General features: G+C 57.1%; 14 protein-coding genes. 7 read left to right on the forward strand and 7 right to left on the reverse strand.

All coding sequences use genetic code 11. The features are described 5' to 3' along the window. Positions 1–33 precede the first annotated feature (33 nt). Both AC3Y7R_RS05640 and AC3Y7R_RS05645 read left to right on the forward strand, forming a co-directional pair. Positions 34–441 carry a hypothetical protein gene (locus AC3Y7R_RS05640; protein ID WP_490041048.1) on the forward strand — a complete coding sequence of 136 codons (408 nt, stop codon included), beginning with the start codon at positions 34–36 and terminating at the stop codon, positions 439–441. Positions 442–445: 4 nt separating this feature from the next. Further along, a complete protein-coding gene (locus AC3Y7R_RS05645; protein WP_490041049.1) occupies positions 446–973 on the forward strand; it encodes a hypothetical protein in 528 nt (175 codons plus the stop codon). Here the strand turns inward: AC3Y7R_RS05645 and AC3Y7R_RS05650 are convergent. Beyond that, entirely contained in the window at positions 970–2,319 is a 1,350-nt protein-coding gene (locus AC3Y7R_RS05650) for an MATE family efflux transporter (RefSeq protein WP_490041050.1), read from the reverse strand. The genes AC3Y7R_RS05645 and AC3Y7R_RS05650 overlap by 4 nt on opposite strands. 181 nt (positions 2,320–2,500) lie before the next feature. On the opposite strand from AC3Y7R_RS05650, the gene AC3Y7R_RS05655 reads away from it, so the two are divergent. Beyond that, a complete protein-coding gene (locus AC3Y7R_RS05655) occupies positions 2,501–2,776 on the forward strand; it encodes a hypothetical protein (RefSeq protein ID WP_490041051.1) in 276 nt (91 codons plus the stop codon). Positions 2,777–2,856: 80 nt separating this feature from the next. Here the strand turns inward: AC3Y7R_RS05655 and AC3Y7R_RS05660 are convergent, their stop codons facing one another. Then, positions 2,857–3,216, reverse strand: coding sequence for a hypothetical protein (locus AC3Y7R_RS05660; RefSeq protein WP_490041052.1), 360 nt, complete (start codon positions 3,214–3,216; stop codon positions 2,857–2,859). A gap of 260 nt (positions 3,217–3,476) precedes the next feature. Further along, positions 3,477–3,890: a hypothetical protein gene (locus tag AC3Y7R_RS05665; RefSeq protein ID WP_490041053.1), complete on the reverse strand. Its 414-nt coding sequence runs from the start codon at positions 3,888–3,890 to the stop codon at positions 3,477–3,479. Between the two features lie 174 nt (positions 3,891–4,064). Here AC3Y7R_RS05665 and parE point away from each other — a divergent pair, with 174 nt between their 5' ends. Together parE and AC3Y7R_RS05675 are read left to right on the forward strand one after the other, a co-directional pair. Then, on the forward strand, positions 4,065–6,020 hold the full coding sequence (parE, locus tag AC3Y7R_RS05670; RefSeq protein ID WP_490041054.1) for a DNA topoisomerase IV subunit B: 1,956 nt from the start codon (positions 4,065–4,067) through the stop codon (positions 6,018–6,020). A 40-nt stretch (positions 6,021–6,060) separates the two neighbouring features. Next, the gene (locus AC3Y7R_RS05675) at positions 6,061–6,750 is read left to right on the forward strand and encodes a hypothetical protein (RefSeq protein WP_490041055.1); all 690 of its coding nucleotides are present in this window, start codon (positions 6,061–6,063) and stop codon (positions 6,748–6,750) included. 265 nt (positions 6,751–7,015) lie between these two features. Here the strand turns inward: AC3Y7R_RS05675 and AC3Y7R_RS05680 are convergent, their stop codons facing one another. Further along, positions 7,016–7,591 (reverse strand): REP-associated tyrosine transposase, encoded by a 576-nt coding sequence (locus AC3Y7R_RS05680; protein ID WP_490041056.1) that lies wholly within the window; start codon positions 7,589–7,591, stop codon positions 7,016–7,018. A gap of 134 nt (positions 7,592–7,725) precedes the next feature. After that, complete coding sequence (locus AC3Y7R_RS05685) at positions 7,726–8,112, reverse strand: c-type cytochrome (RefSeq protein ID WP_490041057.1); 387 nt, start codon at positions 8,110–8,112, stop codon at positions 7,726–7,728. 105 nt (positions 8,113–8,217) lie between these two features. Here AC3Y7R_RS05685 and AC3Y7R_RS05690 point away from each other — a divergent pair, with 105 nt between their 5' ends. Continuing rightward, entirely contained in the window at positions 8,218–8,901 is a 684-nt protein-coding gene (locus AC3Y7R_RS05690; protein WP_490041058.1) for a hypothetical protein, read from the forward strand. Between the two features lie 173 nt (positions 8,902–9,074). After that, positions 9,075–9,752, forward strand: coding sequence for an FkbM family methyltransferase (locus tag AC3Y7R_RS05695; protein WP_490041059.1), 678 nt, complete (start codon positions 9,075–9,077; stop codon positions 9,750–9,752). Positions 9,753–9,941: 189 nt separating this feature from the next. On the opposite strand, the gene AC3Y7R_RS05700 is transcribed toward AC3Y7R_RS05695, so the two are convergent. Further along, positions 9,942–10,916 (reverse strand): Ldh family oxidoreductase, encoded by a 975-nt coding sequence (locus AC3Y7R_RS05700; RefSeq protein WP_490041060.1) that lies wholly within the window; start codon positions 10,914–10,916, stop codon positions 9,942–9,944. A 3-nt stretch (positions 10,917–10,919) separates the two neighbouring features. Then, positions 10,920–12,737, reverse strand: a complete 1,818-nt coding sequence (locus AC3Y7R_RS05705; RefSeq protein WP_490041061.1) for an ABC-F family ATP-binding cassette domain-containing protein — start codon at positions 12,735–12,737, stop codon at positions 10,920–10,922. Between the last annotated feature and the right edge of the window lie 20 nt (positions 12,738–12,757).

Raw genomic sequence — 12,757 nt, forward strand, 5'->3', positions numbered from 1 at the left:
TGGAAAACCACCAATAACGGGTCAACCGAGTATATGTCAGGCGAGCTTCCAGAGTTTTATTTTCGCGTTCGCGAGAACGGCGCCACCGTGTTTCGGGTGGATACAGAGAACCGGCAACGGCGCATTGAGATGTCCGAGATTGCGGTGGTCAACATTCGCAACGGGCAAATCAAGCCGCATGGCGACCACGAGCTAAGCGCCGACGAGCTGGAAGTCATTGAGGACTGGATGCAAGAGCGCGCAACCGTGCTTGGAACCCGCGACATCGACGATATTTACCGCGCCATCGACTACCTGAACCTGACCACGCATTGGGCGCAAACCCGCAGCGAGGAGGACCAACTCGAAGAGGTCACCGACGCGCTGCTTCTGGCGATGCATGACCTGCGCTCGGTATTAGTGCGCAAGAAAGCCGACCGGTTGCTCAAAGGGGACCAATAACCCTATGTGGCCCTTCACGGGACGCCGCTCCGAACCGGCCACGACACAAGCCGCGCTTTGGGCGCATCTCGATGCCTGCGACATCGCGTTTCGCAGCTCCGTACATGAAATTGCTGCGCAGCATGGCAGCCGCCCCGCCCCGTGGGATCACCAGATCGACCTGTGCGATCTTCCCTCAACCCGGCCCTTCATTCCCCATGTTGATCACGGACCACAAATTCAAACCAGCCCCAGCAGCGCCACTGGAACGCCGCCCGAATGCCTGTGGTTTACCCTCCATGGCGCGGGTGATTACCGTATCAACTATGCCCGCGCGGCCCATGGGCTTGCCGCGTTGTTTGGCCCCGGCGAGGAGCGCCATTCGCAAAGTCAGCTAATGCGGCACTGGACGCTCGGGCGCGCCACCGTCACCTGCATGATCTATCTGCCTGATCAGGTGAACCCTGACGCTTTGCCCGCGCGCATCAAGCACCAGCCCGACGCCCTGAGCGAGGCCTGCATTTGCGTCACCCCCGCGTGGCCTGCACCTTAACTGGCGCTCAACTCCGCGAACCGTCGCGCGAACCGCCACCACAGCAAAACACACGCCAACGCCAGCCCCAGAACCAGCCCCAGCCACACGCCAACGCCGCCCATCCCGAAGGTGATACCCAGCACATAGCTGGCCGGCACGCCCGCGCCCCAATAGCTGAACGCCGCCGCATACATCGGCCAGCGCGTGTCTTGAATGCCGCGCAACAGGCCCAACGCCATAACCTGCCCCGCATCCGCCAGTTGGAACAATGCGCCCACCGCTAACAGACTGGCTCCATAGACAAAAATTACCTCTCGGTTGATGTCTCCGGGGGCCAAGAAGCCCGACATCAGCACCTCTGGTATCGTCAAAAACGCCAACATGGTCATCGCCACAACTGCCATCGACAGGGTCATGACCGCGCGCGCACCACCCGCCAGACGCCCCCAATCTGCCAAGCCCATCGCGCGACCTGCACGCACAGTTGCCGCCTGCGACAGGCCCACATGCGCCATAAACGTGGCAGCGGTGATTTGCAGCGCGATCCCGTGGGCAGCCAGCGGTAAAACCCCGATCAACCCGATGATCAACGAGGCGGCGGTGAACATTCCGCTCTCAGCTAAATTCGTCAACCCGATCGGCCAGCCCAGCTTGAACACATCGCGCATCGCCTCCGGGTCGGGCTTCCAAATGCGCTGGAATATCGCATGTGCACGGGTGCCTCGCCCGCGCGCCACATAGGCCACCAACACCAGCAGCGACGCCACTTCTGTGATCACCGAGGCCAGCGCCGCGCCGCGCAATCCCATCTCCGGGACGCCAAAATTGCCGAAAATAAACGCGTAATTCAACGCCCCGTTCACCGCCACGGCCACCATCGTCACCCACAACACCACCGCCGTGCGCTCCAACGCGGCAAGGTAGCTTTTGAGCACCATAATCAGCAGCGCTGCAATCAACCCCCAGCTCGCGATGCCAAGATAGTCTTGCGCCAACTCCGACAGTAAATCCTCTTGACCCAGCGCGCGCAAAACCGGTGCCGACCAGATCATCAGTGGCAACACCGCGCCCGCATAAATCAGCGACAACCACAACCCCATGCGGGTCACACGCCGGATGCGAACGTCATTGTCGGAAGCCGACGCTTCCGCCACCATCGGCATCACGGCAAAGGCAAATCCCGCCCCCATAATGAACAACACAAAGTAGAAGGTGCCCGCCAAAACGCTCGCCGCCAAGGCCGTCACATCGTACCACCCCAGCATCACCGCATCGACCAGATGCACCGAGAATTGCGCAAGGTGTGACCCCACCAAGGGCAGGCCTAGAATCAGTACAGCTTTAAGGTGTTGAGAGAACGTCATGCCCTAGCCGTAGGCTGAATTTCATGCTCCGGCAAGTGGTGACTAGCAGCTTTCACATGGCCTAAATTCCGCCAAAGTAACGCCCAGATCATCGGGCATTAATAGCAACAATTAGCTAAGAATTGGCCCCAATATTGAAGGGGCCCGCCCCTGTTGGGCATTTTACGAGGATCGCAGTACAATGATAAAAACCGCATATACCCCACCGAAGCGCACCCTGATTGCCCGCTTTTTCGCCGACACTTGCGGCGCAGTGGTCGTCGATTGGGTCATCCTGACTGCTGCCATTGCAGGCATTAGTATAGCCGTGGCCTCCGTCGCCTCTGACGGGCTGCAAAACAGTTCTCGCGACATCAAACGCTGTATGAAAATTCAGGGCAAAATGTGGACCAAGGACAACAACGCCACCTATCAAAAACGCCTCAAACGCATCAAACGCCGCTGCGCCAAGCTCTAGGGTGTGACGCATTCTACGACGCATAAGGCCGCCCCGATTTCCAAGGCGGCCCCAAGCCTGTTCACCTCAAACCCTCGCCACTAATGGCCGTGACCGCCGCCATCGTCCTCATTGCCGAACAGTTGGGCGTCCAACTTCTCTTCAGCTTCCCACTGGGTTCGAAACGACTTTTGGCATTTCGCCTCGCTGCCGAGATTGCATTGCCCCGTGGCATTCAGGTCGCCGCGATACGCAGACGGCGGCATATCCGCGGGGTACAAAAACAGCGTGTGTGACACTATCGTCTTGCCCCGGTCCTTTTCCGTGACCCTGCTGCGAACGACGCGGTAATCCTTCTGCCCGAACGTGTACATCACCCCAATGTCTTTATAGTCATCATAGGTTTCAAAGCAGCCTGCCAGCATCAGCACCGCACCTGCCATTATAATATTTCGAAGCATTTATTTCCCTTTCCATTGCGGGAGGATTCCACAGTAATCGAGAATTTCGAGCATGTTTCTACAAGGTGAGTCCAGTAGCCCGTTCCCGCATTTAAGATATTACAACACCAGAGGAATTGTGCGTTGAGCTAGGTCAACCAAGCACCGTTTCCTCACCCAAGACAGCCAAAAGGCCACTGCAATCTGCAATGGCCTCCCACCCGTTACTTCAAGCACAGAATTGCCCCGCAAGTCAGAGAGGCATTCCACTCATTTCCGTGTCAGTGCCCGTCACCCTCACCGCCATCACCGCTACCGCCGGCTTGGGCTGCACCCGCCCGCGCTATACGCTCTTTCGGGCTTCGCAGCCGATTTGGCTCATATTTAGTATGAAAATCTACGCTCGACTGGAATTTACGCCCGCACAAAGACGCACTCCCTTCCTCGCACTCCGACACGGCATTCGAGCCATGATACTCCGAGGGCGGCATCCAAACCGGATAGAGTAAAAACACACGGCTCACTGTCTCCGTGCCCCCCTCGTATTCTTTCGACCGTTTGGTGCTTTGAATGACGCGGTAATCCTTGCCATTGATGGTTTTAACGATCCCCAAATCTTTGCTCTCGCCATAGGTGTCGATACACCCCGCCAGTGCCAGAACGACGCCCGCCATAATGCTCATTCGAAATTTCATGCTTTCCCCTTTGCATATACGCGTTGCCACCTGACACCTTTAAGCGCGCCAAGTCGACAAAACTATTGTCGCATAGCCTACATGCGTTAACAAAATTCCAAACGAACCACCTCTTTCCCCGCCGCGTCCCCTCTGCCATAATCGCGCGCAAATCAAATAAAAACGAGCAGCGGTATGAACGATCTCCTCTCTGGCGGCCAAGACGACGACTACAACGCCTCCTCCATCGAGGTCCTTGAGGGCCTAGAGCCTGTGCGCAAACGTCCCGGCATGTATATCGGCGGCACCGACGAGCGCGCGCTGCATCACCTTGTGGCAGAAGTTCTCGACAACTCCATGGACGAGGCCGTCGCAGGCCACGCCAACCGCATCGAGGTCACACTAAACGCCGACTACTCCGTCACCATCCGCGATAACGGGCGTGGCATCCCGATTGATCCACACCCCAAATTCCCCGACAAATCCGCCCTCGAGGTCATTCTTTGTACGCTTCATGCAGGCGGCAAGTTTTCCGGCAACGCCTACGAGACCTCCGGCGGGTTGCACGGCGTCGGTGCCTCCGTGGTTAACGCGCTGTCTGACAGCATGATCGTGCAGGTTGCACGCAACAAAGAGCTGTACGAGCAACGCTTCTCTCGCGGTATCCCACTTGGCCCGGTCGAGAAAATCGGCGCGGCCCCCAATCGCCGCGGCACCACCGTCACCTTTCACGCCGACGAGGAAATTTTCGGCAATCACCGCTTCAAGCCTGCGCGCATGTTCAAATCCATCCGCTCCAAGGCCTACCTCTTCTCTGGTGTTGAAATCCGCTGGAAAACCGAGATCGACGACGGTGAAACCCCAAAAGACGCCACCTTCCACTTCCCCGGCGGCCTGTCCGATTACCTGCGCGAAACCCTTGGCAAATCCACCACCTACGCGGAAAACCCCTTTGCAGGCACCGTCGATTTCCAATCCCGCTTCCAAGTCCCCGGCAAGGTCGAGTGGGCCATCAACTGGACACCTGCGCGCGATGGCTTCATCCAAAGCTACTGTAACACCGTTCCCACCCCCGAGGGCGGCACGCATGAGAGCGGCTTTTGGGCCGCCATCCTCAAAGGCATCAAAGCTTACGGCGAATTAATCTCTAACAAAAAAGCCGCGCAAATCACCCGCGACGACCTGACCACAGGCGGCTGTGCGCTGGTCTCTTGCTTCATCCGTGAGCCGGAATTCGTCGGCCAAACCAAGGACCGCCTCGCCACAGTCGAGGCTCAGCGGCTAGTGGAAAACGCTGTGCGCGACCATTTCGACAACTGGCTTGCCTCCGATACCAAATCGGCCGGCGCAATCCTTGATTTCCTTGTGCTGCGCTCAGAGGAGCGCCTGCGCCGCAAGCAAGAAAAAGAAACCTCGCGCAAATCTGCCACCAAGAAGCTGCGCCTGCCCGGCAAGCTTACCGATTGCACCTCGAAGACCCGCAAAGGCACCGAGCTGTTCATCGTGGAAGGTGACAGCGCGGGTGGCTCTGCCAAGGGCGCGCGCAATCGGGTCAATCAGGCGCTGCTGCCGCTCAAGGGCAAAATCCTCAACGTGCTTGGCGCGGCCTCCTCCAAATTGCATTCCAACTCAGAAATTTCCGATATTTGCGAGGCCCTTGGCGTTAACATGGGCACGCGCTTCAACGTCGAAGACCTACGCTACGAGAAAATCATCATCATGACCGACGCCGATGTGGACGGCGCGCATATCGCCTCACTGCTGATGACCTTCTTCTACGTGCAAATGCGCCCGATGATTGACCAAGGCCACCTCTACATGGCCTGCCCACCGCTCTACCGCCTCACCCAAGGCGCAAACCGCCTCTACGTCGCGGATGATGCCGCCAAAGACACCGCACTTGCTAAAGGCTTGGGCGGACGCGGTAAAATCGACGTGCAACGGTTCAAAGGCTTGGGCGAGATGGACGCAAAAGACCTCAAAGAAACCACCATGGACCCAAAATCCCGCCAACTCATCCGCATCACCGTGCAAGAAGACGAGCCGGGAGAAACCGCCGATCTGGTCGAGCGCCTCATGGGCAAAAAGCCGGAACTGCGGTTCGAGTATATTCAGCAAAATGCGAAGTTTGTTGAGGATGTGGATGTTTGAGGGATATGCTAAAATTTTAGACATTTAGAGGATAAGTTCGTTGATTATTGAATATTCTACACTGCCAAGAGATCCTACTGATGCCTTAGAAGTTCTATTGGAGGCCCTAATCAAGGAAATTCCCGCATCAAACAATACACTGAGAGCTTACCGAGCCACACAACGACACAAAGCCGACCAAATTACTACTCGTCTTGCTGCAACATTAAAGGTTGCACAAAGGGTCCCTGATCCAAATATTCGCTCGATTGCAATGGGTAATCTAGAGCCGGAACCGGACAGGTCACTCAGCAAGATACATTCAGATTTACTTTCGGTGATTGACGCTTTGCATGCGTCCAAAATTGACGATCATTTTGTTGATCCGGAAGATGTCGCCGCCTTTGATTCTGCTGAGCTATCTGACGCCGACAAAGGAGAAATTCGAGTGCTCATGAGTGATGCGCGGGGGAAAGTTAATGTTGCGCAGTTCCTGACGGGTAAACAAAAACGTTGGATACTTTACCGAATTGGCCAAATTGAAGATGAGCTTTATAAACCATTATCAGTGTTTAAAACATTTTTAGCGGCTGCAGCTGATATGTCATCTTTGGTGAAAACGGTCGGCGAAGACGCCGAACCAATTGCAAAGGCTATCCAAATGGCCCGAACTGTCACACAGCGAAAAGTTGAGGGCTATCTCGAGCTCGAAAAACCGGAAGAACAAAAGAGAATAGAAGGCCCCAAGTAGCAAGCGTAGAGTGCATTTTCATTTGCACTACCAAACAAAACTCTCGCCCGGCGGCACGCCGGGCAGCGCCCGACCGGAGCTCCATCCGTTCTGATCTTGCAACCGATCCACTGGACAGGTTGCAAGACGACCTTCATCCTCCTCCATGGGGAGGGCCTTCGCACCCTGCCCCGAGGTCCAAGCATGCCCTCTCCAAAACCCGTAGGGCGGGGTTCACCCCGCCACGCTCTAAACGACACACCACACCGGCGGGCTAAACCCCGCCCTACACCGTCATCACGCGCTCCGACCATTCCGGCCCGACACGCCCCAACCGGATATCGCGATGGATCGACGAATGCGGCCAATCAACCGCCCGCTCTACATACCCGTGCTTTACGGGGTTCAACCAACAATACTCCACATGCGCGCGGTAATCGGCCTCATCGCGAATGCAATGCTCCCAAAACCGCCGCTGCCACACTTTCCCTTCTTGTCGCATGACTTTTGACTTTGACCGTAGGGTGGGGTTCCACCCCACCGTTCCTTGAACCATTCTGTCATCTACACTTGCGGTGGGTTGAAAACCCACCCTACCGATCTCCCGCGTAAACCGCGCTTTGATCGCACCCCAGCGTGTTGAAAAATCCGCGTCCCCCACAGGCAAAGTCCAGACGGCATGCAGATGGTTCGGCAAAACCACCATTGCATCCACCTCAAACGGCCGCTCTCTGCGCGTCTGCCTTACCGCATCTCGCAGCAGGTCAATGTGCTCCACCAACAATCGCCCACGGCGATCAGCCAGATTGACGCTAAAGAAGTAACGCGCGCCGGTTACACAGGCTCGGTGGTAGTTGGGCATGATCCCCCCTTACCCAACATACGTTAAGCTCACGTAAACCACCCCGCGCCCCCTCGCGCGGCGCATCCAAATCGCACGCTACCGTACAAAATGCGCAAAACCCTGTACGTGCTGTACCCCACGTACCGCCGCGCCTATTTTTGCAAGCTGCGCAGGTACTCCGCCACCAGCAACAGCGGCTCCGGCACGGGCGTCATTACCCCGTCCAGTTCAATCTGGTCCATCGGCCCCGAAAAGAAGCTGCCAAACTCCGGCATCGCCGTCTCGAACCGTGGGTTCCGATGGAACCCGTCAATCGTGCTCAGCACCATCTGCATCGGGAAAACCCCACCATTCCGGTTGCTTAGCAGCGTCAAATCTGCGGGCTTGCGCTGCAATCCAGCCCCAACCCAACCGCTCCCCGTCGCATCCGCCCCGTGGCAGGCCGTACAATTATCGGCAAATAATGCAGCCCCCGTCGGAACCTCAACCTCCGCGCATCCCGCAATCCCGGCAAGCATCAGTAAATAGACAATTTTCATTTGTTCCTCACAGTAGTTCAGGAAAATTTTAACACCTTTCCCGAAAACTATCTTGAGCCAGATCAACCCCTTGCCCCCAACCCAAAGACGCGCCACTCTACCCTCATGCGAATTGCCATTCTCCTTGTATTCCTGACCCTTAGCGCCTGCGGGCGCCCGCTCTCCGATGCGGAATCCCGCTTCGCCGCACAGTTCCATGGCCCCGATCTCGACACCTCCAAAATCCGCCTGCGCCCCGCGCCCATCCTCAAGCTCTACAGCACCACCTACCCCGTCGCCCCGCGCACCACCTGCGCCCGAAAACTGCTGCCCCCACCACAGGGGCCCACAACAACAGGCACCCCCGCCGCCACGGTTATATTCAATACAATCAACGTGAACCCGGACTTCAACGCACGCGATTACATGCCCGCCTACCCCGATGCGGCCTTGTTGCTGGCCGCCATGTTCCTCGCCCACGAGCTGGTTCACATCTGGCAATGGCAAAACCGCGACATCACCAATTATCACCCCCTAAAAGCCGCACATGAACATCAATCCAGCCCGGACCCCTACCTATTCGACCTCGCCAATCAGGCACAATTCCTCGACTTCGGCTACGAGCAACAAGGTGCCATCGCCGCCGAATACGTCTGCTGCGCCGCCCTCGCCCCCAAAGCCCCGCGCACCGCACGGCTGGAACGCCTGCTTAGCGCACATTTCAAACTCGAAGACATGACGCCACAACTCAGCCAAACCAAAATGGTGCTGCCATGGGATGGTGTTGAAATTTTAGAAATTTGTAGCTAGGTTTGCATTCTTCCATGAGATCAGGAAGCAAAAAGAAAACGTCAGGGAACACCGACGAAAACCTTCTTCACCCGCCTCATGAATGCCACCAATCTTGGCATCACGAAAAAAACCCGATTAAATGATCTCAAGGCTCGGGAAAATGGCTTTTTGACCTCGCCTTCATTCAATCAATGCCCCGCGAGCACACGCATGCCTGCCTTGATGCGCTAGATAAATCGCCGGCACAGTTGCGCCAAGATCTGTTTGCGCTCGCAATGACAAACTTCAAACGAGGTGGTTTTTTCGTTGAATTCGGGGCCACCGACGGGTTGGAATTATCCAATACCTGGATGCTTGAACAGGACTATAGCTGGTCTGGGATTTTAGCCGAACCCGCGCACATGTGGCACACTGATTTGCAAGCCAACCGAAGCTGTAGCATCGAAAACGACTGCGTCTGGCGGACAACCGGCGAGACATTGGAATTCACTCAGGCTCCTCGCGGTGAAAACTCTGCGATTTCCCAATTCACAAACGCACGCCGCAAAGCCCGCGGAGACAATTATCAAGTTAAAACAATCTCGCTAAACGACCTTTTGATCAACCATAAAGCCCCTAGTATTATCGACTTCATGTCCGTCGACACCGAAGGGTCTGAGTTGGACATATTGCAGGCCTTCGATTTTTCAAAACACCAATTCCGTGTGCTTACAGTCGAACATAATTATGCGCCTCAACGCGAGGGGCTGCATGCATTGCTGACAAAAAATGGCTATCATCGCGTGCTTGAGAAGGTGTCCAGATTTGACGATTGGTATTTAGGGCCTGACGAAGCTGAATATTTCGATAAAGCTGGGGCACCAAAGTAGCCGCCTATTATGTATCTAGGCGGCCGCCTGCACGCTTCTGGCCCGGCTCTCGCCACTCGGAACGGGGCGCTCTAAAACTAAATCAGGTCTCACCACGACGGCACAAACCCCGTGCAACATCTGTCAGCAATTCCCTCTGGCTACGCTGCAAATGCAGCCACCTCGAATCATCGTAGATACTCTTCGTCTCTAAGTCAGACCTTGCAGGCTCCGCCACAAATCATCCGCGACCTCAACGGCCAAGACTTCGACCCGAGACGCCCCCGGAATACGTGCACCCGGTTGCTGTGCCACCGCATCTGCCACCCGCACCACCCGGGCATCAAAAGCATCCGTATAAACCCCCGGATCCATCAACATATAGAACTGCCCAAGCCCATGCGGCGGCCCATCGGCCAGCTTCAACCCGCCCACATCAAGCGAGTTAACAGAGCCAGTCATCGCCGCAGCCATCACTTCGCCCATCAGGCCAAACCCCCAGCCCTTATAGCCACCCGCCGAAACCAATGCGCCACCCAGCGCCGCTGTAGGGTCCGTTGTCGACTCGCCATCAGCATCGACCGCCCAGCCAAGCGGGATACGCTCGCCGGCAGCTTTTGCCATGGTGATTTTCCCCAAGGCCACGGCAGATGTTGAAAAGTCAAAGTGCATCGCGGGCGCGTCTGGCCCCGGCACTGTCATAGCAATGGGGTTGGTGCCGATCACGGCCTTATTGCCCCCCGGAGGGGCCACAACAGGTGACGCATTGGTGAAGCCAATCGCGACCAAACCCTGCGCCGCGATTTGTTCGGTGAAAAACCCCAGCGACGTGCAGGTATGCGAGTGCGCGACCGCCAGTGACGCCGTGCCGTTCGCCTTCGCTGCTGCCACCGCCTCGGGCAACGCGCGTGTAAAAGCGGCTTGCGCAAAACCAAACTTCGCATCCGCTTTCACCGATCCGGGCCGGGGGCGCGTAATCTCTGGCTCGACCCGCCCCTGCACCCGCCCCGAAGTCAGTTGCACGCAGTAACTTTCCAGATAATAAAGCCCGCAAATGACGTTTCCGGTCTCCTCGGCACGCCGCACAGAGCGCGCGACTTCTCGGGCAACCCACTCAGCCGCCCCATGCCGGACCAATGCCCCGACACTCAAGGCTTCAATCTCGTCCAGCGTTACGGTCGTCATGGCTTAGCCCGCCTTTTCTTCCAATATCATCCACTCTTCTTCGGCAGCATCGAGGACAGCCTGCCGTTCCACCAAGGCATCCATGGCCTTTTGGAACTTGGCCGGGTGATCGGTGAACAAGTTCGGATCAGACATGAACTCCACCAGTTTTGCAATCTCCGTCTCCAAGCGTGCCATCTCAGCGGGCAAGGCCTCCAAGCGGTGTTTCTGCGTGAATGACAATCCTGCTTCACCTTTGCTTGCCTCAGCCTCGGCACGCCCCTTGGCGCGACGCGATTGCACCGGCTTATCTGACAGAACCGCCTCCGCTCCGCCCTCGGCCGCTTGCGCCTTATAGTCCGACCAACCGCCCGCATAGGCCGTCGCTTTGCCGTCCTTCAGCGCGATGGTGGTCGAGGCCACACGGTCAAGGAAATCACGGTCGTGGCTGACCAAAATAACCGTGCCGCTGTAATCCCCGATCAACTCTTGCAGCAGATCCAGCGTCTCGATGTCCAAATCATTCGTCGGCTCATCGAGGATCAACAAGTTGCTCTCGCGCGCCATGATCCGCGCCAGCAAAAGTCGCGCTTTCTCGCCGCCAGACAGGGACCGGATAGGCGCGCGCGCCTGTGCCTCATCGAACAGGAATTCCTTGAGGTAGCCCACCACATGTTTAGGCGTGCCGCGCACCATGATGTGGTCGCCTTGGCCACGCACACGGGTACTTGGGTCTTCAGTTAACGCCGCCCAAAGCGTGTCATCAGGGTTCAGCGCATCACGGTTTTGGTCAAACACCGCCATGTTCAGATTGGTGCCGATTTTCACCGTACCGCTATCGGGCGCAACCTCGCCGGTCATCAGCTTTAGCAGCGTGGTTTTGCCTGCGCCATTCGGTCCCACCAAGGCGATCCGGTCGCCCCGGTTCACCTTCAGCGAGAAATCTTTGACGATAATTTGGTCCCCAAACGCCTTGGAGACCTCCTCCATCACAAACACCTGCTTGCCGGACTTACTACCCGCATCCAGCGCCATGGCCGCAGCCCCTTGCCGCTTGATCTGGCCTGCTTTTTCGGCCCGCAAATCTTGCAAGGCGCGCACCCGGCCTTGGTTGCGCTTGCGCCGCGCCGAGATACCTTCAACGGCCCAACGGGCCTCGGCCTTGATCTTGCGGTTTAGCTTGTGGCGTTGCTGATCTTCTTCTTCCCACGCCTTGTCGCGCCATTCCTCAAAGCGGTCAAAACCTTGCTCTTGACGGCTGACTTGGCCCCGATCAATCCACAACGTGGCTCGGGTCAAGGCGCGCAAAAATGCCCTATCGTGCGAGATCAAAATATAGGCGGCGCGGGTCGAGCCAAGATGTGCCTCAAGCCAGGCAATCGCCTCAATATCCAAATGGTTGGTCGGCTCGTCCAGCAGCATCAACTCCGGCGCTTCGGCCAACAGTTTAGCCAAGGCCGCGCGACGACGCTCGCCACCCGATGCAGCACCTACCTCCGCCTCAAGGTTCAACTTCAACCCCTCGGCAGCGCTCAGCAGCTTATATTCTTCGCTCGGCTCCATCTCGCTCAAAGCAAAATCGCCCAACGTGGCAAAACCGCTCAGGTCAGGTTCTTGCTGCATGTAGCCCGTGGTCACCCCCGGCCCCAAGAAACGCGCGCCGGTGTCGGGCTCAATCAAGCCACCCATCACCTTCATCAAGGTTGATTTCCCCGATCCGTTGCGCCCCACAAGCGCGACACGGTCGCCTTGCTGAACCACAAGACCAAGGTCTGAGAAAATTGGATCTCCGCCGAAAGTCAGCGAGATGTCGGAAAGCTGGAGAAGGGGTGTACGTGCCATGCCCCTCCGCTAAGACCTCC

The organism is Litoreibacter sp., from assembly GCF_058136045.1.

What these genes read in the sequence shown, in the direction of transcription:
- AC3Y7R_RS05640 (WP_490041048.1), top strand. Translation starts at nt 34, where the DNA reads ATGTCAGGCGAGCTTCCAGAGTTTTATTTTCGCGTTCGCGAGAACGGC.
- AC3Y7R_RS05645 (WP_490041049.1), top strand. Translation starts at nt 446, where the DNA reads ATGTGGCCCTTCACGGGACGCCGCTCCGAACCGGCCACGACACAAGCC.
- AC3Y7R_RS05650 (WP_490041050.1), bottom strand. Translation starts at nt 2,319, where the DNA reads ATGACGTTCTCTCAACACCTTAAAGCTGTACTGATTCTAGGCCTGCCC.
- AC3Y7R_RS05655 (WP_490041051.1), top strand. Translation starts at nt 2,501, where the DNA reads ATGATAAAAACCGCATATACCCCACCGAAGCGCACCCTGATTGCCCGC.
- AC3Y7R_RS05660 (WP_490041052.1), bottom strand. Translation starts at nt 3,216, where the DNA reads ATGCTTCGAAATATTATAATGGCAGGTGCGGTGCTGATGCTGGCAGGC.
- AC3Y7R_RS05665 (WP_490041053.1), bottom strand. Translation starts at nt 3,890, where the DNA reads ATGAAATTTCGAATGAGCATTATGGCGGGCGTCGTTCTGGCACTGGCG.
- parE (WP_490041054.1), top strand. Translation starts at nt 4,065, where the DNA reads ATGAACGATCTCCTCTCTGGCGGCCAAGACGACGACTACAACGCCTCC.
- AC3Y7R_RS05680 (WP_490041056.1), bottom strand. Translation starts at nt 7,591, where the DNA reads ATGCCCAACTACCACCGAGCCTGTGTAACCGGCGCGCGTTACTTCTTT.
- AC3Y7R_RS05685 (WP_490041057.1), bottom strand. Translation starts at nt 8,112, where the DNA reads ATGAAAATTGTCTATTTACTGATGCTTGCCGGGATTGCGGGATGCGCG.
- AC3Y7R_RS05690 (WP_490041058.1), top strand. Translation starts at nt 8,218, where the DNA reads ATGCGAATTGCCATTCTCCTTGTATTCCTGACCCTTAGCGCCTGCGGG.
- AC3Y7R_RS05695 (WP_490041059.1), top strand. Translation starts at nt 9,075, where the DNA reads ATGCCCCGCGAGCACACGCATGCCTGCCTTGATGCGCTAGATAAATCG.
- AC3Y7R_RS05700 (WP_490041060.1), bottom strand. Translation starts at nt 10,916, where the DNA reads ATGACGACCGTAACGCTGGACGAGATTGAAGCCTTGAGTGTCGGGGCA.
- AC3Y7R_RS05705 (WP_490041061.1), bottom strand. Translation starts at nt 12,737, where the DNA reads ATGGCACGTACACCCCTTCTCCAGCTTTCCGACATCTCGCTGACTTTC.